The 26,184-nt window shown below is 67.4% G+C and carries 26 protein-coding genes and 1 riboswitch; of the genes, 15 read left to right on the top strand and 11 right to left on the bottom strand.

Going from position 1 to position 26,184, the window contains the following annotated elements:
* Position 1 precedes the first annotated feature (1 nt).
* Positions 2-1,243: a hypothetical protein gene (locus tag ACGFH6_RS08585; protein ID WP_393381735.1), complete on the top strand. Its 1,242-nt coding sequence runs from the start codon at positions 2-4 to the stop codon at positions 1,241-1,243.
* A 167-nt stretch (positions 1,244-1,410) separates the two neighbouring features.
* Here the strand turns inward: ACGFH6_RS08585 and ACGFH6_RS08580 are convergent, their stop codons facing one another.
* Positions 1,411-2,505, bottom strand: a complete 1,095-nt coding sequence (locus ACGFH6_RS08580; protein ID WP_393381734.1) for an epoxide hydrolase family protein — start codon at positions 2,503-2,505, stop codon at positions 1,411-1,413.
* 112 nt (positions 2,506-2,617) lie between these two features.
* Between ACGFH6_RS08580 and ACGFH6_RS08575 the strand changes: the two genes are divergently transcribed.
* From ACGFH6_RS08575 to ACGFH6_RS08550, 6 genes are all read left to right on the top strand, one after another.
* Positions 2,618-3,100: a MarR family winged helix-turn-helix transcriptional regulator gene (locus ACGFH6_RS08575; RefSeq protein WP_393381732.1), complete on the top strand. Its 483-nt coding sequence runs from the start codon at positions 2,618-2,620 to the stop codon at positions 3,098-3,100.
* Positions 3,101-3,199: 99 nt separating this feature from the next.
* Positions 3,200-3,961 carry a maleylpyruvate isomerase family mycothiol-dependent enzyme gene (locus ACGFH6_RS08570; RefSeq protein WP_393381731.1) on the top strand — a complete coding sequence of 254 codons (762 nt, stop codon included), beginning with the start codon at positions 3,200-3,202 and terminating at the stop codon, positions 3,959-3,961.
* A 91-nt stretch (positions 3,962-4,052) separates the two neighbouring features.
* Positions 4,053-5,009 (top strand): hypothetical protein, encoded by a 957-nt coding sequence (locus tag ACGFH6_RS08565; protein WP_393381729.1) that lies wholly within the window; start codon positions 4,053-4,055, stop codon positions 5,007-5,009.
* Between the two features lie 59 nt (positions 5,010-5,068).
* Positions 5,069-6,418 (top strand): glycoside hydrolase family 27 protein, encoded by a 1,350-nt coding sequence (locus ACGFH6_RS08560; RefSeq protein WP_393381727.1) that lies wholly within the window; start codon positions 5,069-5,071, stop codon positions 6,416-6,418.
* A gap of 413 nt (positions 6,419-6,831) precedes the next feature.
* Positions 6,832-7,428, top strand: coding sequence for a hypothetical protein (locus ACGFH6_RS08555; protein ID WP_393381726.1), 597 nt, complete (start codon positions 6,832-6,834; stop codon positions 7,426-7,428).
* On the top strand, positions 7,425-8,363 hold the full coding sequence (locus ACGFH6_RS08550; protein WP_393381724.1) for an NAD-dependent epimerase/dehydratase family protein: 939 nt from the start codon (positions 7,425-7,427) through the stop codon (positions 8,361-8,363). Before ACGFH6_RS08555 ends, ACGFH6_RS08550 begins: the two co-directional genes overlap by 4 nt.
* Positions 8,364-8,390: 27 nt before the next feature.
* Here ACGFH6_RS08550 and ACGFH6_RS08545 read toward each other — a convergent pair whose 3' ends face one another.
* Together ACGFH6_RS08545 and ACGFH6_RS08540 are read right to left on the bottom strand one after the other, a co-directional pair.
* Complete coding sequence (locus ACGFH6_RS08545; protein WP_393381723.1) at positions 8,391-8,789, bottom strand: DUF4440 domain-containing protein; 399 nt, start codon at positions 8,787-8,789, stop codon at positions 8,391-8,393.
* A gap of 145 nt (positions 8,790-8,934) precedes the next feature.
* A complete protein-coding gene (locus ACGFH6_RS08540) occupies positions 8,935-11,718 on the bottom strand; it encodes an AAA family ATPase (protein ID WP_393381721.1) in 2,784 nt (927 codons plus the stop codon).
* 132 nt (positions 11,719-11,850) lie between these two features.
* Here ACGFH6_RS08540 and ACGFH6_RS08535 point away from each other — a divergent pair, with 132 nt between their 5' ends.
* The gene (locus tag ACGFH6_RS08535) at positions 11,851-12,546 is read left to right on the top strand and encodes an alpha/beta fold hydrolase (RefSeq protein ID WP_393381719.1); all 696 of its coding nucleotides are present in this window, start codon (positions 11,851-11,853) and stop codon (positions 12,544-12,546) included.
* A gap of 21 nt (positions 12,547-12,567) precedes the next feature.
* On the opposite strand, the gene ACGFH6_RS08530 is transcribed toward ACGFH6_RS08535, so the two are convergent.
* Both ACGFH6_RS08530 and ACGFH6_RS08525 read right to left on the bottom strand, forming a co-directional pair.
* On the bottom strand, positions 12,568-13,035 hold the full coding sequence (locus ACGFH6_RS08530) for a hypothetical protein (protein ID WP_393381718.1): 468 nt from the start codon (positions 13,033-13,035) through the stop codon (positions 12,568-12,570).
* A 16-nt stretch (positions 13,036-13,051) separates the two neighbouring features.
* Positions 13,052-13,327, bottom strand: a complete 276-nt coding sequence (locus ACGFH6_RS08525; RefSeq protein WP_393381716.1) for a hypothetical protein — start codon at positions 13,325-13,327, stop codon at positions 13,052-13,054.
* Positions 13,328-13,403: 76 nt separating this feature from the next.
* On the opposite strand from ACGFH6_RS08525, the gene ACGFH6_RS08520 reads away from it, so the two are divergent.
* Entirely contained in the window at positions 13,404-13,994 is a 591-nt protein-coding gene (locus tag ACGFH6_RS08520; protein WP_393381714.1) for a helix-turn-helix domain-containing protein, read from the top strand.
* A 23-nt stretch (positions 13,995-14,017) separates the two neighbouring features.
* Positions 14,018-14,632: a DUF4937 domain-containing protein gene (locus ACGFH6_RS08515; RefSeq protein ID WP_393381712.1), complete on the top strand. Its 615-nt coding sequence runs from the start codon at positions 14,018-14,020 to the stop codon at positions 14,630-14,632.
* A gap of 31 nt (positions 14,633-14,663) precedes the next feature.
* On the opposite strand, the gene ACGFH6_RS08510 is transcribed toward ACGFH6_RS08515, so the two are convergent.
* On the bottom strand, positions 14,664-15,155 hold the full coding sequence (locus tag ACGFH6_RS08510) for a hypothetical protein (RefSeq protein ID WP_393381711.1): 492 nt from the start codon (positions 15,153-15,155) through the stop codon (positions 14,664-14,666).
* Between the two features lie 296 nt (positions 15,156-15,451).
* Positions 15,452-15,569: riboswitch (TPP riboswitch) on the top strand.
* A 36-nt stretch (positions 15,570-15,605) separates the two neighbouring features.
* Here ACGFH6_RS08510 and ACGFH6_RS08505 point away from each other — a divergent pair.
* Genes ACGFH6_RS08505 through ACGFH6_RS08495 form a run of 3 tightly spaced genes read left to right on the top strand, consistent with a single transcriptional unit; the run spans position 15,606 to position 17,671 of the window.
* A complete protein-coding gene (locus ACGFH6_RS08505) occupies positions 15,606-16,004 on the top strand; it encodes an NUDIX domain-containing protein (RefSeq protein WP_393381710.1) in 399 nt (132 codons plus the stop codon).
* Positions 16,005-16,041: 37 nt separating this feature from the next.
* The gene (locus tag ACGFH6_RS08500; RefSeq protein WP_393381708.1) at positions 16,042-16,470 is read left to right on the top strand and encodes an SgcJ/EcaC family oxidoreductase; all 429 of its coding nucleotides are present in this window, start codon (positions 16,042-16,044) and stop codon (positions 16,468-16,470) included.
* On the top strand, positions 16,442-17,671 hold the full coding sequence (locus ACGFH6_RS08495; protein ID WP_393381707.1) for an MFS transporter: 1,230 nt from the start codon (positions 16,442-16,444) through the stop codon (positions 17,669-17,671). The genes ACGFH6_RS08500 and ACGFH6_RS08495 overlap by 29 nt, the downstream gene beginning before the upstream one ends.
* Positions 17,672-18,412: 741 nt before the next feature.
* On the opposite strand, the gene ACGFH6_RS08490 is transcribed toward ACGFH6_RS08495, so the two are convergent.
* From ACGFH6_RS08490 to ACGFH6_RS08475, 4 genes are all read right to left on the bottom strand, one after another.
* Positions 18,413-19,204 (bottom strand): alpha/beta fold hydrolase, encoded by a 792-nt coding sequence (locus ACGFH6_RS08490; RefSeq protein WP_393381705.1) that lies wholly within the window; start codon positions 19,202-19,204, stop codon positions 18,413-18,415.
* A 22-nt stretch (positions 19,205-19,226) separates the two neighbouring features.
* The gene (locus ACGFH6_RS08485) at positions 19,227-19,691 is read right to left on the bottom strand and encodes a hypothetical protein (protein WP_393381703.1); all 465 of its coding nucleotides are present in this window, start codon (positions 19,689-19,691) and stop codon (positions 19,227-19,229) included.
* A 258-nt stretch (positions 19,692-19,949) separates the two neighbouring features.
* Positions 19,950-21,815 (bottom strand): glycoside hydrolase family 15 protein, encoded by a 1,866-nt coding sequence (locus tag ACGFH6_RS08480; RefSeq protein ID WP_393383012.1) that lies wholly within the window; start codon positions 21,813-21,815, stop codon positions 19,950-19,952.
* A 168-nt stretch (positions 21,816-21,983) separates the two neighbouring features.
* Positions 21,984-23,237: an MFS transporter gene (locus ACGFH6_RS08475; protein WP_393381701.1), complete on the bottom strand. Its 1,254-nt coding sequence runs from the start codon at positions 23,235-23,237 to the stop codon at positions 21,984-21,986.
* A 196-nt stretch (positions 23,238-23,433) separates the two neighbouring features.
* Here ACGFH6_RS08475 and ACGFH6_RS08470 point away from each other — a divergent pair, with 196 nt between their 5' ends.
* On the top strand, positions 23,434-25,164 hold the full coding sequence (locus ACGFH6_RS08470) for a GMC oxidoreductase (protein ID WP_393381699.1): 1,731 nt from the start codon (positions 23,434-23,436) through the stop codon (positions 25,162-25,164).
* A gap of 17 nt (positions 25,165-25,181) precedes the next feature.
* Positions 25,182-25,517 carry a Rieske (2Fe-2S) protein gene (locus tag ACGFH6_RS08465; RefSeq protein ID WP_393381698.1) on the top strand — a complete coding sequence of 112 codons (336 nt, stop codon included), beginning with the start codon at positions 25,182-25,184 and terminating at the stop codon, positions 25,515-25,517.
* Positions 25,518-25,529: 12 nt separating this feature from the next.
* On the opposite strand, the gene ACGFH6_RS08460 is transcribed toward ACGFH6_RS08465, so the two are convergent.
* Positions 25,530-26,090, bottom strand: coding sequence for a DUF1440 domain-containing protein (locus ACGFH6_RS08460; protein WP_393381697.1), 561 nt, complete (start codon positions 26,088-26,090; stop codon positions 25,530-25,532).
* Positions 26,091-26,184: the final 94 nt, after the last annotated feature.

The raw sequence follows: 26,184 nt of genomic DNA, 5'->3' as shown, positions 1-26,184 counted from the left end.
GATGAGAGACGACGCGGTGCGTGTCCTGGAGCAGAACTGGATCGGGCAGTCGACGGTTCCGTCGCGATCGCTCTATCCGCACCAGTGGAGCTGGGATTCGGCGTTCATCGCGATCGGGCTGCGGCACGTGTCCGTCGGCCGCGCCCGGACCGAACTGGAGTCGCTGCTGCGGGCCCAATGGCCCGACGGCCGGATCCCGCACATCGCGTTCGCGCCGAGTGTCCCCCGCGACGCCTACTTCCCGGGCCCGGACTTCTGGCGGGCGCGACTGGCCAACGGCACCGAGACCTCGGGCATCGTCCAGCCGCCGATCCACGCCCTGGCCGCCTGGCTCACCCACCAGGCCGACCCGGCGGATCCGGGATTCCTGCAGCGGGTCTACCCGGGCCTGGTGGCGTGGCACGACTACCTGCGCGAGCGCCGTACCCTCGGTCCGGGCGGACTCGTCGCGATCGTCCACCCGTGGGAGTCCGGGATGGACAACAGCCCTGCCTGGGACACGCCACTCGCGCGGATCACGCCCGCGCCCGCCGGGTCGTTCACCCGGCGCGACACCGACCACGCCGCCGATGCCGACCGCCCCACCGACCTGGACTACGGGCGCTACGTCCAGCTCGCCGCGACGTACCGCGACCACGGGTACGACGACCGGGAGAGACCCCACGCCTTCGCTGTCGAAGACCCCTGCTTCAACGCGCTGCTGATCTGCTCCGAACATGCACTGGCCGACATCGCCGCGACGCTCGGCCACGACCCGGCACCCCATCGCCGGCACGCCGCAGAGCTCACCGACGCACTGGTCGAGCGGCTGTTCACGGCGGGAATGTTCCGGCCCCACGACCTGGTCTCGGGCGACCTCATCGCGTCCGACACCGTGGCCGGCCTGATCCCACTCATGATCCCCGGACTGCCCGTCGCCGACACCCTCCTCGCGACCGCGCGCGGCCCACGCTTCCGGCTCGGCGAGGTACGGCTCGTACCCAGCTACGACCTGACCGCCAACGACTTCGACCCCGGCCGCTACTGGCGAGGACCCAGCTGGTTCAACACCGCCTGGCTGATCCACCGCGGCCTGGTCCAACTAGACCAGACCGAGTCCGCCGCAGCGCTCCGAACCGACCTACTGACCCTCGCCGACGCGACAACCTTCGCCGAGTACGTCGACCCCTTCACAGGTCAGCCACACGGCGCCCGCTCCTTCAGCTGGACCGCCGCCCTGGCCCTCGACCTCGCCCGACCGTGACCGCAGCTCTGGTGGGTTTCCCCGGCCACGGTCCGGCCGGTGACCTCACAGTCGGAACATCCCCTTGACGGCCGGGGAACCCGCCGACAACCCCATCACGAGCTGACGCGGCAATGCCAACGCCGAGCCACCATCCGGACAGGTGCGCCGCCGGCCACCGCTGCTCGTCATCGCCCGGCGTCGTCCTTGATGCGGGCACAGAAGAACGCCCGGACGTCCTCGGCGAGCAGCTCGGGCACCTCCATCGCGGCGAAATGTCCTCCGCGCTCGAACTCCGACCAGCGCCTGACGTCGTACAGCCGCTCGGCCAGCGGTCGTACCGACTGTGTGATGTCGTGGGCGAACACCGCCACGCCGAGCGGCACCCGGCACGGCTGTTGGCTCCCTCGAGGGGCGTCGTGGTGGAACCGGCCCGATGAGGCCGCGGTGGCGGTCAGCCAGTACAGCGAGATGTCGGTCAGCATCTGATCGTCGCTGACCGGCGTGGCGGGGTCGGTCCACTGTGCGAAGCGCTCGGCGATCCAGACCAGCTGACCGACCGGCGAGTCGGTCAGCGCGTAGCCGATGGTCTGCGGGGTGAGCGCAAGCAGAGCCTGGAAGGGCGGACGATTCGCCATCAGTTGTCTGACTTTGTCCAGTCGGGCCTCATCCGCTGCGGACACCTCGACGTCGGGGTCCGGCCGGGTCGGCAGGTAGTTGACGTGCACTCCGACGACCTGGTCGGGCGCCACCGCGCCGAGCGCGATGGAGATGCCCGCGCCGAAGTCACCGCCCTGCGCGCCATAGCGCTCGTACCCCAGGCGGCGCATCAACTCCGCCCAGGCCCGGGCGACCCGGACCGCGTCCCAGCCGCGCTCGTGGGTCGGCCCGGAGAATCCGAAGCCGGGGATGGACGGAATCACCAGGTGGAAGTCGCGCGACAGCGGCTCGATCACTTCGAGGAACTCCAGGAACGAACCTGGCCAGCCGTGGGTGAGGATCAGCGCGAGCGCGTCCGGGTTCGACGACCGGACGTGGACGAAGTGGATGTTCTGGCCATCGATCTCGGTGGTGAAGTGCGGAAGCTCGTTGAGCCTGGCCTCGTGCTCACGCCAGTCGTAACCGGTGCGCCAGTACTCGGCCAGCTCCTTGAGCCGGGCCAGCGGGAACCCGTAGTCCCATCCGGCATCGGCGACCTCGTTCGGCCAACGCGTGCGGGCGAGCCGGTCGGCCAGGTCGTCGAGGTCGGCCTGAGGGATCTTGATGTGGAAGGGCTTGATCATCGTGTCAACTCCCGGAGGTTCATTCGTCCCATAAACGTTAGGACGACTAACGTTAGACGTCCAAACGATATCACGGTCGTTGGTCGCCCTAACGATTCGCTAGACTTGTCGCGTGGAGAAGCCATCCGACGAGACGCCCGCCCGGTGGGAGGGCCTGCCCAGCTGGCTGCTCGGCCTGACCGCCCAGCACTCGCACCGACTGGTGGGTGACGGGTTCTCGTCCGTCGGCGCCCGCGGCTACCACTACCGCCTGCTGGCGACGCTGGACGATTACGGGCCGGCCAGCCAGGCCGCGCTGGGCCGCCGTAGTGGCATTCACCTCAGCGACATGGTCGCGACGATCAACGAACTCGCCGATCGCGGGCTGGTCGAGCGCGCCCCGGATCCCTCTGACGGGCGGCGCAACATCATCTCGCTGACCGCCGCCGGCAAACGGCAGCTACGGCGGCTGGAGAAGCGGTTGGCCGAAACCCAGGACGAACTGCTGGCTCCGCTGTCACCCGAGGAGCGCAAGCGGCTGATCGAGCTGCTGTCCAAACTGTCGGACTACCACAACCGACGAACCGGCACCCCCGAAGCGCCGCCGATGCGCTGACCGGGTCATGAAGGTCGCGTCCGCGCAGTGCGATCATCCTGGAGGGATTGCCATCACCGACATCCGCGCCGAGATGGATCAGCTCGAGAGGGCCATGCCATGAGTACGACGTCCCGGCCCGCCAGGCCGTCGATCAGCGATCTGATCGACCAACTGGACCAATCGGCGATCCGCCTCGTCACGACGGCGGCCACTCTGACCGATGCCGACATTCGTGGTCCGTCGATGCTTTCAGGCTGGTCGCGCGGACAGGTGCTCCTGCATGTGGCACGAAGCGCGGATGCCTACACCTGGCTGCTGCGTTCGGCCCGGCGCAGCACACAGCTGGGCAGCAGGCCGAGTACGACTGCTCCGCCCGATGCTGCTGCCACAGCCGCGGAGGTCACCGGCGATTTGCAGGTCAGCCTGGAACAGTTCGCGGCGGAGATCGGCGAGATGCCCGCCGACGCCTGGAGTCACACGGTCACAGCCCTTGCGGGGTGGCCGCACCCGGCCTGGTTCACCCTGTGCCGATGCTTGCGAGAACTGGAAACCCACCACGTCGATCTGGGCCGCGGGTACGGGACGCGGGACTGGCCCACCTCCTACGTGGCCTGGGCTCTCGACGACACACTGGCGACGATGAGGGCGCAACGCTTCCCGCTCGGATCGGCCGAGGCGATCGATCTCGGCCGCACCTGGACGATCACGCCGGGCGGACCGTCGGTCGCCGCTGCCGGGCATGAACTGCTCGCCTGGCTCGCAGGCCGCAGCGAATATCCGGGGACCAACTCGGTCACCACATTGCCGGTCCCGCCGCCGTGGCCGCAGCCGCCCGCTACCCTCCCGGTGCTGCCTGACGACCGGAGCCACGGCCACTAGATCGGCGGCCGCGCCGAGCTCAATCCGCGGATGGATGCCGTTCACTCGCACGGGTGATCCGGCGCCAGGCAACGACAGCGATGCTCACACCATGACAGCCGTCCTGCCCTCATCGGACCTCGACCGAGGCGCTCCACGCTGGATGACCTGGGTCCCGCGGCTGGCCGTGGTTTGGGCCGCAGCCTACGGATGCGTGCGGCTGTGGTTCGCCCTCGGCCACGAACCAACGTGGAAGCTGCCGACCGGAGACTTGCTGGTCCCGGGCTGGGTGTCGGTGATTGCTTGTGTGGTCAGCGCGATCGTGGTCCTGATACCGGCACGGACACGGGCGCTGACGGTGACGACGTACGCGATGGCTCTCGGATGGACGGCCGCGTGCGCCTTGGCGCTCCTGGACGTCGTCGCCGGAATCTTGCCCGGACTGGGTATCCCCTTCGACCTGTCCGGCATGCTCAGCCGGTTCGGCGGCCTGACCGGCGCCGCACTTCTGGCCGGTACGGCGCTGTCCCAGCAGCGGCAACTCGACCGATCTTGCCCGCGCTGCGGCCATCGTCGCCGCACGCCGACATCCACACCGAAGTGGGCGATCGCCGCTGCCTGGCTGGCTGTCGCCGGTTGTGCGACGCGATTGGCAGCACAGGCGGCCATCGGCTTCGACGCTGCCCCCTCCGGCGCGGGCCTGCAGATGATCCTGTTCGAGGCAGGCTTCGTTCTCGCTGGTGTCGCGCTGCCGCTGCTGCTGGTCTACCGCCCCGGCCGTGTGTTCCCGCGATGGATGCTGCTACTGCCCGGCGGTGGGCTCGGCATAGGTATCAGCGCGTACTTCGGGGTCGGCCTGATCCAGATGACCGTGGCCGCTCTCCAAGGCAAACCGGTCTACGCAGATATCGGCATACCGACCAGCTTCTTCTGGGTAGCGGTGCCCGCGTACCTCCTCTGGGGTCTCGGACTCGCCGTCGCCACCTACGGCTATGCCCAACGCACCCGAAAGCCCTGCACGTGTCAGCGAGTGCGTGAGCCTTCTGCTGGGCGGCCGCTAGATTCTTGACGGGGTCAATTAAGGCCCGTACGGTACCGGCACGCCCCGCAACGAAAGGTGCCCACGCCATGTCCACCGTTCGTCCCCTCCATCGCGCCCTCGCCCTGGCGACCGTCGTACCTCTCGTCCTCACCGCGACGATGGTGTCCACGAGCGCACCGGCGCTCGCCAAGAGCGACTTCAGCGTCAAGCCGTTCATGGGCTGGAGCAGCTGGAGTGTCCAGTCCTCCACTCACCCCGACTACGGGACGAAGTGGCTCACCGAGGAACACATCAAGGACACCGCCGACTCGATGGCCGCGAACCTGAAGCGGGCCGGGTACACGAACGTGAACCTCGACGCGGGCTGGAACGCCAACTGGGACTGGCAGTTCCGCACCGACGCCAACGGCATCCCCGAGGCCGACCCGGAGCGCTTCCCCAACGGCATCGCCAGCCTGGCCCGCTACATCCACGGCAAGGGGCTCAAGATCGGACTGTACGGCGGCGCCGGTCTGCAGAAGGCGATCTACGACAAGAACGCCCCGATCATCGGCACCGACTGCACGACCCAGGACATCACCGTGATGCCGCTGACGCCGACCAACATGTGGGGCGGCGACTGGAAGATCGACTTCACCAAGCCGTGCGCGCAGGCGTACTTCGACTCGATCGCGGACCGATTCGCCTCCTGGGGCGTCGATTTCGTCAAGGTCGACGGCGTCACCACCGACAACATCCCGGACATCGAGGCCTGGTCGAAGGCGATCGACCAGAGCGGCCGCAAGATGTGGCTGACCGCGAGCGCCTGGCCGGTACCGCGGGACGCCGGCGAAGGCCTGCGGCCATGGGCGAACAGCGTCCGCGTCGACACCGACGTCGAGTGCTACTGCAACACCGTGTCGACCTGGACGAGCTCGGTCGACAACCGGTGGGAAGACCTGCCGAACTGGCTCGACGTGGTCGAGCCGAACTACTGGCCGGACCTCGACTCGATGCCGATCTCCAACAACACCGGCCTCGGAATCCAGGACGGTATCACCGACACCGAACGGCAGAGCGTGATGACGTTCTGGTCGATGGCATCCTCACCGCTGTACGTCGGCGGCGACATCTCCGCCATCGACGACAAGGCCGTGTCGATCCTCACCAATCGCGAAGTCATCGCGGTCGACCAGGCCGGCGTGATCCCGACCCAGGTCACCGGCGGAACGCTGCAGCTCTGGAAGAAGCGGCTACCCGACGGCCGCCTGGCAGTCGCGGTCTACAACCTCGGGAACGAGTCTTCCGACATCACCGTCCCATGGAACCAACTCGGCGTCAGAGGCAGTCGGAACATCCGCGACCTCGTCGCCCGGCAGAACCTCGGCAAGTCCAACAAGTCCTGGACCGCCAAGTCCGTCCCACCACACGGCTCCCGCCTAATCACCCTCGCCTGACCCGTCGAGCATGGTCGACGGCCTGAGCTGGTCTGTATAGACAGTAGGTCGGGAAAGGCACATGCTGGGGGCAGCGCGGTCAGATCTTGCGCTTAGTGACTCATCGGGGTTGCCACAGTTTCGTGTCCGTGCTGGGGGCTGGTCGCATGGACACAATCAGCAGTCACGGCATGGAACCGCTGTGGCAACCGCCTGGCTTCCGAAGCCGACCTTGATCGAGTGACGGGGCGCTACTTCACCAAGAGCAAGTCCACGAGATCCTGCACACGCAGCGACGACCAACCGATCGCGTACTGCGACCGCCCGCACCGAGATCCCTCGGCCAGGAACACCGGGCACGTCCGTGCCTTTCTGGCACCGCGCACAAGCACCGCAATCCAGCCGGCCGTTGCCGCGCTCGGGAGTTGAACACCATGACCCATTTCGCAACATCACAGCCAGCCTTCCTGCGAACCTGGTTGCTCTGGACAGCGGGCTTCGTCGCCTTTCCCGTCGCCGGCATTGCCGGCGACCTGGCCGCGGGCCGCGTGGACGACGCCCCCGCTGCGTTGCTCGGCGGCTTGGTCACCGGTGCCGTCCTCGGTACTGGGCAAGTGCTGGTCAGCCGGCGGCGGCTCGACCCGCGCCGATGGATTCCGGCCACCGCGATCGGTATGGCCCTAGGGCTCCTCCTCGGCGCCGTGATCGTCGGGTACGGCACGTCGTTGGGCGAACTCGCCCTCATGGGGGCTCTCACCGGCATCGTCCTCGGCCCGGCACAGGCACTCGCCCTACCTGTCCGGACCCACCGCCGATGGCTGTGGGCCGCCGCCCTACCGATCCTGTGGGCGCTGGGCTGGACCGTCACCACCGTCGGCGGGATCAGCGTAGAAAACCAGTTCACCATCTTCGGCGCCTACGGAGCGGTGACCTTCTCCGCCCTGTCCGGCCTGCTGCTTCACTACCTGCTGCCGTACCGCGCCGAGGCCGGCCCGGGTTCGACGCAGACACGGATCGAGACCAAGGCATGAGCTCACCGCGGCACGTCATCTTCGGTACGGGCGCGATCGGACTCGCACTGCTCGCCGCGCTCCGCCAGCGCGGCGAGTCCGCCCGGCTCGTCAACCGTTCCGGCCATGCGCGCGTGCCCGATGAGATCGAGGTCATCGGCGGCGACGCCCGCGACCCAGACTTCACCACTGCCGTGGCCAAGGGCGCCCGCGTCGTCTACCAGACGCTCAACCCGCCGTACGCCGAGTGGACGGCGCAGTTCCCTGCCCTGCAGTCCAGTGTGCTCACCGCTGCCGAAGCCTCCGGCGCACGGCTGGTCAGTGTGGAGAACGTCTACATGTACGGGCGTCCTGCCGGCCGCACGCTCACCGAGGACCGCACCTACGACGCTCACACCAAGAAGGGACAACTCCGAGGACGAATGGCCCGCGAACTCCTCGCCGCCCACATCGCCGGCCGCGTCGAGGTCGCGATCGGCCGCGCCTCCGACTACTTCGGTCCGCGCGGTGGCGCGCAATCCAATCTCGGCGACCGCGTCTTCCCCGCCGCCCTGGCCGGAAAGACCGCAACCGTGCTCGGCGATCCCGACCAGCCACACACCTACACCTACATCCCCGACATTGGCGAAGCACTCGCGGTACTCGGCGAACACCCCGATGCGCCCGGCCAGGTGTGGCACGTACCGAACGACCCGGACACACGCAGTACGCGAGAGTTGGTCGACCTCGTGTACCACGACGCTGGGCAACCCCGCACGAAGCTCCGCGCCATGCCACCGCTGATGCTCCGCGCCCTCGGCCTGTTCAACCCGGCGGTCCGAGAACTCACCGAAATGCAGTACCTGTTCGAGGAACCGTTCATCGTCGACAGCACCAAGATCGCCAACAAGCTCCACGTCCACGCGACGCCGATCGCGCAAGCCCTGACCGACACCCTGACGACCTACAGAGGCTGACACCCACTGCACATCGGCGACTGCACGTCACGGCTGGGTTGGTGTGCCTTGGTGATGGAAGATCTGCCAATGTCCCGGGCCGACTCGGCGCCAGAGCGAGGTCCTGTTCGACCGCCGTACGCCGTTGTCAGACGTGTACTTGACCATCACCAGCCCCTCGGCCAACCGGTAGCCACGCATGTCGCGGATCCGAATCGGCTCACCGCCTGGGTCGGTGCTCGCCGCAACGAGTTCGGCCGTGCCTTCGAACTCGAGCTCACCCCCTGATGCGCCGAACTCATGAAAGTCCGGGGCCAGCAACCGCCGCAGGCGAGCCGGGTCGACACGGCACTCCAGACTCAGCGATTCCTGCTCCGCGGCGATGGCTTCCGCCACCTGCGCATCATCGGACTCGTCTGCACCGTCACGGAAGTCGTTGGCTGTCATGGAACCCGACGATGACACGGCTGTCATCGCTACGCATCTCGATTCCACTCGGTCGGCAGGGGTGGCGACTACCGGCGTTGTTCGGGACGGACGCGTTCCTCGTCCACACAGCTTAGGGATGCGGGCTCATCAGGCTTGCTGCGGCTCAGAGGCTGTCGGTATCGAGCTGGTGGAGTCGGTTGGCGAGCTCTGTGCGCGACCGGACGGACAGCTTGCGGTAGATGCGGGTCAGGTTGGCTTCCACGGTCTTGACTGACACGAAGAGTTGAGCAGCGGCCTCCTGGTTGGAGTGGCCCGAGCCGACCAGGTCGGCGACCCGGCGTTCGGTTGCCGTGAGCATCATTGTGGTCGAGGGCGACCCGATCCGCTCGGCTTCGGCGCGGGCACGTTCCGCCCACCGCGGAGTGCCCAACTCCTCGAAAGCCGCCGCTGCGCCGAGCAGGGCCTCCTCCCCCAAGCGTCTGTGCCCGCCACGACGGTAGACCTGCCCAAGCGCCAGCAAGGATCGCGCCGCCTCGAACGGACACTCCGCTCCCGCGTTGCCGACGACTTTGCGAAGCTCGATCAACGCCCCGTCGACATCCCCGCGGGCAGCAGCCAACAAGGCCTGGCAACGATCCGCGGCGACTGTTGCTTCCGGCCTGCCGGCCGCGCCCTGGCGTCGCAGGAGGTCGATCGCCACCTCGACCTCGTCCAGTACGCCGACCTGCAACGCGGCGTCGGCGTAGTCGACGGGCCACAGCAACTGCTCCAGGTCGACCATCTTGGTGGTCGCAAAGATCTCCGCGAGCTCACGCAACGACTCCAGCGCCGCAGACCAGTTCCGGGCGGAGACCTCGATGAAGCCCAGCTGTGCCAGGAAACCGCCAAGCCAGTACATCAGCCCGCTGGACCTCGAGCGTTCCGCAGCGCGCCGGGCCAACTCGCGGGCCCCGTCCAGGTCGCCGGAGTACTCCTTGATCAAGATGCGGGCCATGCTCTCCTGCAAGCCGACCGTGCCCCACGCACCCGAGCGGTCCGCGTCCTCGAGAGCAGCCTGCGCCTGCGGAACCTTCGACGCGCGGATCAGGACGAGAACCAGCCAGATGTACAGGCTGGACAGGTCGGCGTACCGGCCGGCCTCGACGGCCTGCACGATGGCGTCGCGGACCACCGCCTCGGCTGTGCCGTCGTTCCAGGCCGCATAGAAGCTGCGTGCTCCGGCCCATTCCGCCGGCGACACTTCGAGGGACGAACGAGCGACCAGCCGCTCCATCTCGCGCAGCGTCCGTTCGGGCCGGTCGATCCCCCAGATCTGCTCGATCGACTGCCGCTGGTACAGCGCGACGAGCTGAATGTCCGGCCGATCCGCCGCGACCGCCTCCGCGATCGCCATCCGGGCCAGCCGCAGCGCGAGCCTGCCGTGCCCCTCCATGCGGTGGCGCTCACTGAGGGTCTGCAGGATCTCGGCGCGGACCTCCCCCGCCGGTGCGATCCGGAATGCCTGCTCAGCCAGGGATCGAGACTCTCGCAGATCCTCGGCCAGCCGGGACCGACGTACCAAGACCTGGGCTCGGTCCTGCGAACTCTCGGCCAGTGCCGCTCCCTTGCCCAAGGCCGCACGCGCCGACAGGCCGTCGCCGGCATCGACATAGCTGTCTACGGCCCGAAGCCAGCGACGGAAGCCATCAGCGGTGTCCATCCCTGACGGCGTCGCCAACGCGGCGCCCTCCAGCAGCTCCGCGGCGAGCTGCTGGGCACCACGGGCGCGGGAGATCTCCGCGGCGTCCTCCAGTTCACCGGCGACGGCCTTGTCGGGGGCGACGATCGACTTCGATCGATGCCTGGCACGCTCGACCGGGTCGTCCAGCAGTTCCGCGAGAGCGCGATGGGCCCGGCGACGGTCAGCGGGTACGGCGGCCTCGTAGATCGCCGAAGCCAGCATCGGATGGGTGAACGCAACAACCGACCCGGCACCCACCGTCGCCACCTCCCAGTCCGCGGCAGCCTCCAACGCGGACTCGATCTCGGCGTCGTCCACGACTGCTCGCAGTTTGTCGACCGTCAGCCGTCCAGCAGCGGACACGAGCAGCAGGACGTCGCGCGCGTTCCGCGGGAGCAACATGACCTTCTCGCCGAGAAGCCCAGCCAGACTCGGCGGTACCGGGAAGACCGGCTCGTGGTCGCTCTGGGCGCTCCAGCGCCACTTCGACACGTCTGACTGCATCGCCTGCGCGATCATCAACGCAAGGTAGGGATTGCCGCTGCTGGCCCGCGCCACCCCGGCACTCATCGGCGGAGTCCATCGCGCACCCAGGCGAGTGCGCAGCAACTGGCCGATCGCCCAGTCCTCCAAGGCCGGCAGAGACAGCTCGCGGTGCGGCTCGGGCAGCTCGGCGATGAAGTCGGCGCCGGCGTCTCGATCCGGCCGTGTCCCGACCAGGATGCTCAACCGCTGGGGCTCGACCGAGATCCGGCGGAGCGCGAAGCCGAGGCTGCCGACAGTCGCCTGGTCCAGCCACTGCAGGTCGTCGATGATCAGGGTCACCGGCTCGGCCTCGCAGAGCTGCTTCAGCAACCCCTGGACCGCCAGCGGGACCGCCAGGGCATCGGCGTCGCGATCGCCTGGTTCGTCTCGGTGCAGAGCCACCGCGAGTGCGCGCCGCTGCGGCGCCGGAAGGGTGAGCTCCGAGCCCGGCGGATATTGGCTGATGAGCTCGGCGAGGCCGGCGAACGGCAGGCCCCGGTCGAACTGCGTCGGTGCGAGCGAGAGCACCCTTCGCCCTCGGCGCTGGGCCAGCTGATCCGCGACCTTCAGCAAACTGCTCTTGCCGACCCCGGGATCACCGATCGCCACCGCGCTCCCGCCCCGGTCCAGCACGTCGCTCACCGCACGCACCGCGTCCTCACGGCCGAACAGCCCGTACGCGGCCGCCGAAACCTCATCCACCAGGACATCATCCTGCACCGCACACGCCCGGATCGAGGGTTCCGGCCGCCGCTGTCGAGGGGTATCCCCGATGCCCCGAACGACGACCCGCACCTAGCGTCACCGCATCGGTCCACAATCAAGGAGGACACCATGAGCACAAGCACCCGGCCGGCCGTCGTACTCGTCCACGGAGGATTCGTCGACGGTTCCGGATGGCGAGGTGTCTACGACCGGCTCCGCGCCCAGGGGCACCGGGTCGCCGTCGTACAGAACCCGACCTTCTCCCTCGAAGGCGACGTGGCCGCGACCAAGCAGGTCCTCGACGAGCTCGACGGGCCGGTGGTCCTCGTCGGTCACTCGTACGGCGGCGTGGTCGTCACCGAGACCGGCAGCGACACGCGGGTCGTCGGACTCGTCTACATCGCGGCGTTCGCCCCCGACAAGGGCGAGTCCGTCAACACCCTCATCGCCGACCCGCCTCCGGGTGCGCCCGTACCGCCGATTCTGCCGCCGCGGGACGGCTACCTGTTCCTCGACCGGGACAAGTTCCACGACTCGTTCGCCGGTGACCTACCGACCGACGAGGCCGCGTTCATGGCCGACTCCCAGGTCCCGTGGGGAGTCGACGCCCTCGGCGGCACCGTCACCGAACCCGGCTGGCGAAGCAAGCCGAGCTGGTACCTCGTCGCCGCCGACGACCGCATGATCCCACAACCGGCCCAGCGCGCCATGGCCGAACGAGCCGGCGCCGCGGTCCGCGAGGTCCCCGGCAGCCACTCGGTCTACGTATCCCAGCCCCAGGCCGTCGCCGACCTCGTCCACACCGCCGTCGAGTCCCTCACCTGATCAAGCACCGGCCGGCAGTCCTCAACGCCAGGCATCGCCAGGGGTTCGGACGTAGCGCTGCCAGGTGTAGCGCCAAGGGATGACGGCCAGGATGACGACGACGAAGGAACAGCTGAACAGCACGTCGCCCGCTGCGGCGTTCAGGTCGTTGGCGATCAGGTGGGGAAGCGCGACCACACCGAACCAGATGACCTTCCAGCCCGCCTCGAACAGCAGGATCGGCAGCATCTGTACGGGGTATCTGAGCCCCAGGAACGCCAGCAACGACATGGCCGTCAGCAGGCAGACAACAACCCCTTCCATCACCGGCAGCGATCGAGCGTCCTGCAGCAGAACCGGCCACTTCACGACCGCGAGTCCCACCCCCGTGAACGCGTACCCGAACCGCATGGTGTTCAGCCGCCGGGTGGTCAGCTCCTGATGGCGTCGTGGACTGGGTGTTCGTACGCGTGGTTCGACGGGAACGGTGGCATTGTTTCGTGCACTCATGGCGTGCAGTCCTTTCCTACTGGTTGTGGCGGGTCAGAAGGCGTCGGCGCAGCCGGTACAGCTGCGGCATCAGTCCGTAGATCACGATCGGTACGGCGATGGTCGCGAGGACGAACGTCCGTACGACAGGCGTGAGCGTGCCGAGCCAGTGACCAAGGGCGAGGTTGAGGGCGGTGAGGGTCGGGAACACGGCCAGCCAGATCATCAGGGCCAGCTGGTGCTTGGTCGGCGGTCCAGGTACGGCGGGCTCGGACGTCGGATGGGGCTTCGGACTGAGCGATGGTGTGGTCATGCTCCAAGGCTGGGGCTGGGTGGGGCGTTCGGCTACGAAGGTTGCTGTTTGTGGGAATTGGGGGTCAGATGTGTTCGTGGAGGACACCTCAGCGGCGGAGATCGCCGCGGTGCTCGAGGGAGTCGGGGGACGGCTCAAGCGACTGCGCGCGCGGCGCCGGATGACCCTCACCGAGGTTGCAACAGCGACGGGGATCTCGAAGAGCACGATGTCGCGGCTGGAGACCGGACAGCGTCGGCCGACCCTGGAACTGCTGCTCGCGTTGTCGCAGGTGTATCGGGTGCCGCTGGACGACCTCGTCGCCGCACCAGTGCAGGGCGATCCACGGATCCGCCTCAAGCCCGGTCGGGTCAAGGGCCGGACGGTGATCCCGCTGACCCAACAGCCCGATGGCACGCAGGCGTGGAAGATCGTCATTCCGACCAGCAACGTCACCCCGGAGCTCAGGGCCCACGACGGCCACGAGTGGATCTACGTGCTGTCCGGCCGCATGCGCCTCGTCTTCGGCGACGAGGACTGGGTGCTCGGCCCCGGGGAGGTCGCCGAGTTCAGCACCGAGAAGCCGCACTGGTTCGGCAGCACCGGCAACGAGCCGGCGGAGATCCTCAGCATCTTCAGCCGCCCCGGCGAACGGATGAATGTCCGGCGAACGACTCCGCACGCGTAGTCGTCGCGGTATACGTTGGTCGAGTGCTGCTGAAGTGGATCCGGTGCGCGGTGAGTGATCGGGGTCTTTTCGATCAGGGGCAACAGGACTGGGCAGGTCTCCAAGGCATCCCGGGATTCCTCGGCCAACGCGGCGGTTGGGACACGAATGCCTCGAGCACCGCTCACATCTTCGGCCTGTGGGCGGAGCCTGGAAGCTATCAGGCCTTCATGCGCGGACCGCACGATCAGCTCGCCAAGCGCCAGGTCGGGACCTACACGGACATAGATGTACGGGTGTACGAGACCTTGCAGATCATCGGTCATCCTCCCGGAGACGTTGCCGGGGGCGAGATGCTGCGGGTGGCGCGCTGCGAGGTCTACCCGCCACGCGTCAGCCACTTCACCGACGTTCAGGCCTCGGTCTGGAATCCGGGCATGATCCGAGCGCCCGGATTTCAAGGCGGGCTCCTCGCCCGGCGGGACGCGAACGAGTTCCTGGTCGTGACGCAATGGGAAAGCGCTGTGGCCCACAACGAGTACCGGCGGGAGCACTTCCCACGACTGCACGAACGCGCCGAACCGACGCGCGACCTCCAGTTCATGATCGGCCACGAGATAACACTCGAAACGGCCTGGTACGTACCGCCCACAACCTAACGGGGCTCAGAGTGCTGTGGTCATTCCGGCTTCAGCCTTGCGTGGGCACCAACCCGTTGCTGTGGGCGGATTCGGCGCTCATCCGGAAGGTGCCGTCGTCCGGGTTGCCGGTGGCGAACCGGGCGGAGACGGTCAGTACTTCGTTCCCTCGCAGGGCGTCCACGCGGGCCGGATAGCAGTCCGGCGTGGGCTGATTGACGCCGGCGCAGACAGGGTAGCTGGCTTGCACGGTGTCACCGATGTGCCTGATCGTCGTTGGCGAACCGATGTTGAAATCGTTCGCATACGCAGTGTTCAGGACGAACGCACCACCCGGCGGGGCGGGATTCGTCCAGGTCAAGGTGACCTCGCCTGAGGTCCCGGAGGCACACGGCGCCTGGCAATCGGTGACAACCGCACTGAGCAGTCGCGGTGGTTGTGGAGTCGGCAGCGCGTTGCCGGCGTTGGCTGCAGGCGCTGCCGCCACGGCGGTGCCGAACACGAACAACATCGGCGCCAAAGCTTGTCGGATGCGTACTTTCATGGTCGTACGTCTCCTCACCAGTTGGGACGGGAAGCAGTCTCCAACCGCATGTCGAACAACGCAGGTTCGGGCTGCCGACACCTACATACGCGCTCGCCGTTCGTTCGGTTCAACGCAACACAAAGTCAATGAGCTGCGGTCCAGGCCTCCGTGCCGGTGCCGGCGTCCAGTTGCCGAGCGCCACCATTGACGCTGCTCGATGACGGGGTATCGTGATCAGACATCGGTCGCCCGTTCGAGCAACAACCGGGTCGTTGTCCGGCACGCTGCCGGACGACGTGAGGGTGGCCGGTACAACTGGAGATCGCGGGAGCTCGCACCGAAGTGGGCTGAGAGGGCGGCTGGATGACCGGCGCCGCCGACCGCCGAACCTGTCCGGGTAATTCCGGCGTAGGGAGTGCATGTGACAACCATCAGCAACGCGTCGGCGCGGATCGACGGACAAGCGTCGTGACTGTTCAGCATCGGGTCTCCGTCGGTGTGTTCGTACAGGGCGATCGCGTGCTCATGTGCCATCGCCGCCCAGACCTGTCGTGGTATCCCGACGTCTGGGACTTCCCGGGCGGGCATCTCGAGGACGGTGAGACAGCCGTGTCCGCCCTGCGGAGGGAAGCCCGGGAGGAGCTCGGGATCGAAACCGGCGAACCCTGTCTCGAGCTGGACCGGTGGATCGCCGACGACGAGGACATCACCTTCGTCCTGGTTCGGAACTGGAAGGGGACGCCCGAGAACCGCGCGCCCGAGGAACACGACGACCTGCGCTGGTTCACCCTTCCAGAGTCGCTGGAGCGTAACCTGCCTGATCCCCGCTATCCGGACCTCCTCGGTCGCGTTCTGCTCGGGGAATGATGGCGCAGCTCGCCATTGTGCCGAAGGCCGACTGCCGATGACGGCGAGACCAGCCGCACAGCAGCGGCCCACCGACGAAGAGGACTACCGGAGCATCCGGGAAGTCATCGCGGAGATGGACCATGCACTCGCTGATCTGGATGCGGCGAGATTCACCGCGAGGTTCACCGCGGACGCATCTTTCACCCCACCGACCGGGCATCGGTTGACGGGCTGGGACGCGATCAAGGCGTACCACCAGAGGACGATGTCGGCCGCGCCGACTGGCTGCCACAGTCGCTACACGGTCGACGGGATGAACTTCCCCGCCCCGGACGTGGCCGTTGTCTGTGTCCGGCAGCAGATCACCCTGGCCGAGGGCGCCATCCGCAGTGTCGGTACTTGGGTGTTCGTCGAGAAGGAGCGCGTTTGGTGGATACAGGCTGTCCACATCACCGGTGACGAAGACAGTGCCGGTTCTCGTTGATCCGCTAGCGGCGGATTCGTACCGTCTGCGGCTGCTGGTCGTGGTGTTGGCGATCACACAGACTGTTGGCTACGGGGTCTTGTACTACGCCTTCAGCGCGATGCTCGGGCCGATGAGTCGTGACCTCGGCGTGACGACGGCGACTGTCGCCGGTGCGATGACGACGGCGCTGCTCGTCGCGGCGGGTCTGTCGGTGCCTGTCGGGCGTTGGCTCGACGCGCATGGCGGGCACGGACTGATGACCGCGGGCTCGATTCTGGCGGTGATCGCCGTACTGCTCTGGTCGCAGGCCCACAACGCGGTTCAGTTGTACGGCGCCTTTGTCGCGATCGGCGTCGCCTCGGCGATGGTGCTGTATCCGGCCGCGTTCGCGGTCGTCGTCGCGGTCGCGGCGCCGGCGAAACGGACCAGCGCGATCCTCGGGATCACGCTGATGGCAGGCTTCGCCAGTTCGATCTTCATCCCACTCACGGGCCGGCTGACCGCCGATCGGGGATGGCGGGCCACGGTGCTGATCCTCGGCGGCATGCTCGCAGTCACGACTGTCCCGCTTCATGCGATCGCGGTACGACGTACTGCCCGAAGACCCGGCCCCACGGCGGTACACCGCGCCTGGCCGCGCCGAGTCTTGAGGGATCCGGGCTTCTGGTTCCTCGCCGGCGGATTCGTTCTCCATCACGCCGCGCTGGGTGTGATCGCTGTTCATCTCGTGCTCTACCTGACCGTCCTCGGTCACCCACCAGCTGTTGCATCGACGCTCGCCGGGCTTCTCGGCGTCCTGTCGGTGACCGGCCGCGTCGCCAGCACGATCTCCGTCCGGTGGTTGCCCATGGCCACCATCACTGCCGTCGTACTGTCGGTGCAGGGTGTCGCGATCGCGGTGCTGCCGCTGATCGGCACGCACATCGTGGGTGTGGTCGTCTGTCTGGTGCTGTTCGGTCTCGGCTTCGGCGTGTCGGCCATCGCGACGCCGGCCATCGTCCTCGATCGCTACGGCGCCAAGGGTTACGCAACGATCGCAGGCATCCTGTCGACGCCAGTCGCGATCGCCGACGGCGTCGCCCCCCTCGCCGGCGCAATCCTCGCCAGCTCAGCCGGCTACCGGTCCCTCATCCTCTCCGTCGGCGGTGTCTCCCTCGCAGCCGCCACATCCCTGACCCTCTCCCAGCGAATCCAACCACCAGGCACTCCCCCGGGCTGATGCCGAGTTCGGTCCCGTGGGCCTCAGAGTCCTGGAATCTCCTCTAAGCTCCTCTCGGCACATTTTCCTGGGGAGGATCCACCACCATGCGAGGAGGTTGGATCCGGTCTGACCGCACCCGCCGCCACCATCCGCAGGAGCGATGAAGCCGTGTTCTCGCACTACGCGGCCAAGGTCACCGACGGCGGAGTAGGTACCGGCTCCTGGGCGCTCAATCCCGTGGCCGCCGCTCCCTGGCCCCCGGCTCTGGCTGTGATCACCCGCCCGGAGTGCGACCGAGGCACCGTGGCAGCCGAACAGGTCCTCGACGAGAAGATCGTGGCACGGCGAGACGCACTCAAGGACGGATACCTGTCCTGTCAGTGGGGCACGCCAACTCGCTCGATCGGGATCCAGGCCGGAGGAGCTGGCTCGTGCCCGGCGGACACCTTCGCCACGATGAAGGACACCACCGGCCGCGACAAGGCGGACTGGCCCGACCGCGTGAACGTCGGGGCGGAAGGTTGGAAGCTGGACGACGGCTATCTGGCGTTCCGCACCAGCAAACAGAAGTACGTCGTCGTTGCCGCCTCGCAATCGATCGTGGTGACGCATCGGAGTCCATCCCCGTCGACACCTTCGCCCGCGCGATCACGCCGGTGTTCGGAGGCTGACTCACCCCGCCCACGACCAGTCAAACCTCAGAAGCTGGAGGAACCGGCCGGAGCGGGATGGCTCCGGCCGGTTCGGTGTCGGGGTGGATCAACGGGCGGCTCGTTCGATTACCTGGGTTACTGCTGAGGGCTGGGATACCGCGACCAGGTGCGATGCACCGGGGACCTCGACCTTCGTGGCTCCTGCGCGGGTGGCCATGAAACGCTCAGCCGCGGGGGCGATCGCCTTGTCACCGGTCGGGATGACGGCGTACTTCGGGAGTGCCGCCGGGGCGGTCTCCTGGACCGGCTCGGAGAAGGCTGAGGCGGCGACCGGACGCTGGGCGGCCAGGAACACAGCTCCCTGTCGCGCCGGAATGTCTGCGGCCAGGACCGGCCCGGCCGTCTCCGGCTTCAGCGCCAGGTCGACGCCACCGGGGTAGCTGATCACGTTGGTTGTGTCCGGACCGAGTTCGCTGCCCGGGAACTGCGAGTTGAGCGCACCCAGCGTTTCACCTGCCTCGGGGATGAAGGCGGCCACATAGACGAGCGACTTGACGTCGGGTGTGTCAGCCAGCTCGCTGACCAGGGCACCACCGTACGAGTGTCCGACGAGCACCTTCGGCCCGGGGATGCTCGCGAGGACGCCACCCAGGTACGAGGTGTCGGATGCGATTCCCCGCAGTGGTACGGCGGGCGCCACGACGTTGTAGCCATCGCGCTGCAGGCGGCTGGTCACTCCGGACCAACTGGAGCCGTCGGCGTACGCCCCGTGCAGCAGGACGATCGTCGGTTTCTCCGTTGTTTGTGTGGTTTCTGCGGCCTGTGCGGTCGTCCCGCCGGCCAGCAGTACGCCTGCACCCAGCACCGCGAGGAACAGGTTCTTTGCCTTCGGCATCATCTTTGTCATTGTTCTCATACCTTTACTTGGTGGTCGTTCCGGTGGGAATGTTGCGGGTCTCGATCGCCCGCACGGAGTTCTCGAAGGCCATGCCCAGGACCCGCTTGCCGAAGACGGCGAAGACGGTCGCGAGCAGGTGGCCCTTCAGGTTCTTGCCCTCGCGCACGATGACGGCGTCGATCTCGGTCGCACCGTCCGCGCGCTGCTTGAAGGTGTAGGTGTAGCCGGACTCGCCACCCCAGACGCTGGACTCGGTGGTGGTGAGGACGACGCGGTCCGGGTCGGACCAGTCGTAGTGCAGGCGTTCCCAGACACTGCCTGAGCCCTCGGTGACATCGGCGTACCCAGGACCCTGGTCGTGCACCTTCAGGTCCTCGTCGTGGCTGTTCGCGAAGAGCTTCGAGCGGCCGGGCCCGAAGTCGGTGAGCCCGGCAATGAACTGCTCGGGCGTCGAGGTGGTCGCCTCGGTCAAGTGGATCGTGGTCATAGCGTCTTCCGTTCCTTGAAGGGGTTCTGCTTACTCCCAGATTTCCTCGGGAGTTGACGCATCACCCCAGTGGAAGACACTGGTCCAATGCCCAGCACGCCTGACCGCAACGAACCGTCGAGCCCGTGGAGGGCCCGATCGAACCCCTTACTACGCGTGGGTTCGCAGGCGGTGTTCGGCTGCTCGTTCGAAGGCACGAGGCCACCTGGGACAAGAGATCGCGTCCACTCGTCGAGACTCGGCGCTGCTAGTGCTCCGTCAGAGTCGCTGGCGTGCCGGGACGTAGGTGTTCGTGCCGGCCGCTTCCTCGGCGCGAATGATGTGGGTGATCGCGTTGATCATGGCCAGATGGGTGAAGGCCTGCGGGAAGTTGCCGAGGTGGCGTCCGCTGCGCGGGTCGATCTCCTCGGCGTAGAGACCCAACGGACTCGCGTAGGACAGGAGCTTCTCGCAGAGCGCGGTGGCCTCGTCCAGTTCGCCGATCTCGACGAGCGCGGACACCAGCCAGAACGAGCAGATCGTGAACGTCCCCTCGGCACCGTGCATCCCGTCGTCCGTCTCCGAGACGCGGTAGCGCAGCACCAGGCCGTCCTGCGTGAGCTCGTCGGCAATGGCGCGCACAGTTGCGCGAACCCGCGCATCGTCAGCCGGCAGGAACCGCAGCAACGGCAGGAGCAACAACGAGGCGTCGAGGGCCGTGGCGCCGTACCGCTGGACGAAGACTCCTCGGTCGTCGACACCGTTGGCGCAGATGTCCTTGCGGATCTCGTCGGCGACCGCCTGCCAGTCCTCGGCGAATCCCGGCTCGTCGTGCAGCCGGGCCAGCTTGGCACCGCGATCCATCGCCACCCAGCACATCAGCTTGGACGAGGTGAAGTGCTGCGGTTCACCGCGGGATTCCCAGATCCCCTGATCGGGCTCGCGCCAATGCTTCGACGCCGCCTCCGCCTGCCGCTTGAGGAACGGCCACAGGCTTTCGGTCACCTGGTCGCGCGACCTGACATGCAGATACACCGAATCGAGGATGGCTCCCCACACGTCGTGCTGGCCCTGCAGGTACGCCGCATTGCCGACCCGGACCGGTCTCGCACCCTCGTAACCCGTCAGGTGGTCAAGTGCCTGCTCCGGCAGCTCGCGTTCGCCGCCGATGCCGTACATGATCTGGATGTCCTGGTCGCCGTCACACATCTCGGTGAGGAACGAGAAGAAGTCGTTCGCCTCGCGATCGAGCCCGATGGTGTAGAGCCCCCAGAGAGCGAACGTCGAGTCACGCACCCACGAGTACCGGTAGTCCCAGTTCCGTTCGCCGTACGGCGTCTCCGGCAAGGATGTCGTCGCGGCCGCGAGCAGTGCCCCGGTGGGAGCGAAGGTGAGTCCTTTCAGGGTCAGTGCGCTGCGCACCAGATAGCTGCTCCACGGGTGATCCGGAAACACACCGACGTTGATCCATTGCCGCCAGTACTCGGCCGTTCGCGCCATCCTCTCGAGGGCTTCCGCCCACGTGCGCGGTGGTGACAGTGCCGACCACGAGAGTGCGACGAACGCCGTATCGCCCTGCGACATCCGGGTCCGGGCTTGGGCCGTGCGACCCTCCAGACCGAGGCGCAGATCGGTCGTCAGCTTCAGGGTGACACCGTCATCCAGGTCCGGGCGGCTTGCTACCGCCTCACCGTAACCGGGACCGACGTACCGCCAACTTGCTTCGCGGCGGCCGTATCCGAACATCGGCTCGCAGATCATCGAGAGATCGACAGCGCCGCTGACGCACTTGATGGTCCGCAGCAAGCAGTGTTCGGCGTCGTAGTCGGTCGGTGTACGGCGGTGAGTGACGGACCGCTCGGAGACGTTGTGCCACGGCCCGGTGAGCAGGGCGTCACGGACGATCATCCAACCTGTCGGTGACTTCCAGGTCGTTTCGAGCATCAGACTGCCTGGCAGGTATCGGCGTGCGGCGGGCACCTGTACGCCGTACGGACCGAGCCGGAAGCTCCCCGCGGCGCGATCGAGAATCGCCCCGAACACACTGGGCGAGTCGTGTCGCGGAAGGCACATCCACTCCACCGCACCGCTGGGCGCGATCAGGCAGTTGGACTCGCAATCCGAGAGGAAGGCGTAGTCCGCGATCGGCGGATGTGCACTTCGGCCCGGACCATCCCGCGGGTCACCGGAGGTGGCGCGGGGGCGTGCCGGCGACTCAGACAAGGCCACTCCCCTCCCCTCTCGACCGCACGGATCCCATCCGTCGCTCCAACCATCATGACCGAGAACACGCGAACTGACGCCCGCCCTCGATCACTCCGTCGGCTCACCACCGACGTTGCGCAGGAGCAGTGGGGAAGCGAGCAGGATGCCGACGGCCACGACAGCGGCGAAGGTGAGGAGGATGACCTTGAAAGTCACGTACTGCAACGCGATCCCAGCGCCGACGACGGGGAGCGAGAGTCCGAGATAGCCCACGACGAAGAAGAGGGCCAAGGCAGCGGCCCGATCGTTGGCCGGTGCGGTCGAGATGACCACCGTCAGCGTGCTTCGGAAGATGCTGCCGGCCCCGACACCCACGAGGGCCGCGCCCGTCAGGAAGAAGGCCAGGCTCGGCGGGTCCACCCAGGCGGCAGTCACGATCACGCCCAGCCCAGCAAGCAGCACAGGGATGCCGAGGCTCAGTAGGCGGCGCAGCGGCCAGGTCCTGGTCGCGACCTGCGTGACGGCCCCGACGCCGAAGGCGATGAAGACGGTCAGGCCGGCCAGTGCGGGCGACGAGCGATGCAGCGACCCGGACAGGAACACGGAAGCCAGCCCCGCGAACACGCCATACACCGTGAACACCAGGAAGTCGCCGGTGAGCGCCGCACCGACCTTGGTCCGCGCACCTGCAGGGAGTGCCAGCCGCTGCGGGCGGTAACGCGGCCGTGGTGTCGGCAGCGGCCTGACCTCGGGAGACGCCCAAGTGGCGGCCAGTGCGAGCACCAGCAACACCGCCAGGACTACGTAGATCAGCCGGTGGAAGCCGGGAACGTATGTCGCGAGCAGCCCGGCCGCCAAGGGTCCGACCGCCAGGCCGCCGACGTTCGCGACCGTCGACACTATTTGCGCCCGCCGCGTGGGGATGCCGTTGGGGCCTGGGTCCAGATCGGTCAGGTAGGCGGTGGCGGTGGCAGTGGCCGCGCCCAGGGCAAGACCGGTGAGCACGCGCCCGACGAACAGGGCAGGAAGCGAGGTGGAGTTCGCGAGGATCACTGCAGCCACCAGGCCCGTCAGCAACGCCGGGAGGAGCAGTGTCCGTCGTCCGTACCAGTCCGACACATGACCCACCAGGAGCAGGCTTGCCACGATCCCGGCGGCGAAGACGGCGTACACGACGGTGACGGTGATCGACGACAGGTGGTCCTGCCGTCGGTAGAGGCCGTACAGCGCGCTCGGCGCGGTGGAGAAGGCGGTCAGGACCGACATGCTCGCGGCCACGGCCCAGAACCCCGCGGTCCGACTCAGTCGTCCGCGCCCGGGAGCTCCGGTCACGCGTTCGCCAAGGACAGTTGAATTGGTCATGTCACCGATACTCGGCACCCACGGACTCCATCGGACCTGTAGATCCCACGGGCCGACTCACCAGTGCCTTGATCGACGCACAACGCCCGGCCGGCGTACGCCCATCCACACGAACGCCAGGGTGTTTCACTGGCGCGAAGCGAGCGCCAAGGCGCGAATGTGGTGAACGAGAGGTGGGCCTAGGAGGGAGATCCCGATGACGAGCTTCGACTACGACGTGTTGATCATCGGCTCCGGATTCGGCGGCAGCGTTTCCGCGCTTCGTGCCGCGGAGAAGGGTTACCGAGTCGGAGTCCTGGAGTCCGGCAAGCGGTGGAACGACGAGGACATCCCGAAGAGCCAGTGGCATCTGCCCGGGTTCCTCTGGTTCCCCGCCGCGGAGCTCTACGGGATCCAGCGGGTCGAGTACCTGGATGACGTGCTCGTCCTGTGCGGCGCGGGTGTGGGTGGCGGGTCGCAGGTCTACGCGAACACGCTGTACGTCCCTCCGAAGCAGTTCTTCGATGCGCCGGAGTGGGCGAGCATCACCGACTGGGCCGATGAACTCGCCCCGCACTACGACCAGGCGACCCGGATGCTCGGCGCGGTCCGCTACCCGTACATGCCCACTGACGTGGACCGCGTGATGCGGCAGGTCGCGACCGAGATGGGGCGAGGCGAGACCTTCAACAAGGCGCCTGTGGGTGTGTACTTCGGCAGCCCGGGAGTCGAGGCCGACGACCCGTACTTCGGTGGCGCTGGACCGCGTCGTACGGGGTGCATCTCGTGCGGGAAGTGCAACATCGGCTGCGGCCACAACGCGAAGAACAAGCTGACGACGAACTACCTGTACCTGGCCGAGAAGCTCGGCGCCCGGGTGCACGAGCTGAACGAGGTGTACGACCTTCTTCCCCTGGAGGGAGGCGGGTTCGAGGTGCACGCGCGGCATCCCGGCTGGGCGCAACGAGCCACCCGGTTGCCACATCACACCTACACCGCGGAGCAGGTGATCGTCGCCGCCCATGCCTACGGCTCGTCGAAGCTGCTGCTGCACATGCAGCACGAGGGCCGGCTACGGGACGCCTCCGCCCAGCTCGGCCAACGGGCGCGGACGAACTCCGAGCAGCTCCTCGCGATCACCCGTACGCACGAGGAATGGAAGCGTGATCCCGACCGGATCCGCCTCACCCCGGGGTCCGTGTCGATTACCTCTGGCGTCTGGCCAGACCCGGTCACGAGCATCGAGCCGGTCTACTGGGGCGTCGGGAATGACCTGTTCGCGTTCCTCGTGACCTATCACCAGCACGGCGAGCAGAAACACCCGACGGCCGCTTGGGTCAAGCAACTGATCGACCACCCGACGTCCGTCCTCAGCTTCGACGACGCACGCAACTGGGCCGAGCGGACCGTCGTCATGCTCTGCTCGCAGACGACCGACACGTCGATCGAGCTGTACTGGCACGACGGTCTGATGCGGAGCCGCCATACCGGTACGCCGCCGTCGGTACACATCCCCGTCGTCGAACAGTTCGTCGACCGGATGGCGGCCACCATGGGCGCTCACGAGGGCGCGCTGCCGTTCGAGGTCATCAACCGGACCGCCTCGGCCCACTTCACCGGCGGCATACCGATCGGCGACAGCAGCGAGAGCGGGGCTGTCGACCCCTACCAACGCGTGTTCGGCCAACCCGGCCTGCACGTCATCGACGGAAGCGTGATGCCGGCCAACACCGGAGTGAATCCGTCACTCTCGATCACCGCCCTCGCCGAACGTGCGCTGTCGCTGTGGCCCAACAAGGGGGACGTCGACCCGAGACCGCCGCTGGGATCCGGATACCAGCGTGTGACCCCGGTGATGCCACACCGCCCCGCCGTACCCGCCGGCGCTCTGGGCGAACTGCGGCTCGATGCCAAGAAGTCCGACGTCATTCCTGACTACCCCTACTAGGACACGAGGAGCACCCGATGACAGAGCTCTCACAGGGGTCGTTCCACACAGTCGCGCGCACTGAGGCGATCCCTGAGGACACCGTCGCTCCGTACTACTTCGGCGGTCTGAGGATCCGCATCTCCTTCGCACGTGTCGACGGCCGCCTCTATGCGTTCGACGACCTGTGCACGTGTGGCGACCAGTCGTGCCCGCTCTCCGGAGGCCTGCTCGCCGGACGGACGATCATGTGCCAGTGCCACGGTTCCCGGTTCGACATCACGACTGGCGCGGTGATCAACGGCCCGGCGATGACGCCGATGAGCGTCTACGAGGTGCAGGAGCTCGACGGGCAGATCCAGGTCCGTCTGTAAGCGGCGGTCCCGTCACCTTCGTGGCCTACGCATGAGGTCGAGAACCCGGAAGGCCGCGGCAGTACTCAGCCCGTAGACCAGGTGGGCGCTGAGGTCCTTAGCGAGGACCCTTGGGTCGTACTTCCAGATCGGTTCGTAGAGCCCGGCGGCGGGCAGCGTCACGTAGCCGCTCCCCCACACGCCCGCGCCGAAGAGAGCGCCGTACCGGACCTTCGGCACCGGCACCGATCCGGCGAGTACGCCGTACGCGACACCGTTGACGATCCCGAAGCCCCAGTGCATGACGTTGTTGACCAAGGCCGCCCGGCGGTCCGGCAGCTCATGACGGAACAGCCCTTCGTACAGCCGTTTGCCCACCTGGGCAGGCGCAGGGGCTTCGTCCCAGCTGTGCACGTCGGCCGAGAACTCCCAGCGCGGAAACGCGCTCTTGCCGCCGTCCCTGCGATAGCGGCCGTACAGCAGGGCATCCATGGCCAGCGTGCCGAGTGCGGCGGCAGCCCCTCCACGGGCCACCGCTCCCAACGGCGTCAACGACCGTCGTCCGGACGACCCCGCGTTACCTCTCATCATCATTGGTTCCTCCATCATTCACACGGCCGCACTCAGGAGCGACCTATCACCACCGTGCTCTCGTGAAGCGTCCGTCGCACCCGGGCAAACCACGGGT

It is taken from the genome of Kribbella sp. NPDC049227, assembly GCF_043197265.1.
Taxonomy (GTDB): Bacteria; Actinomycetota; Actinomycetes; order Propionibacteriales; family Kribbellaceae; genus Kribbella.
Note: the sequence above shows the minus strand (reverse complement) of the source record. Positions and strands in the feature narration are given on the sequence as shown.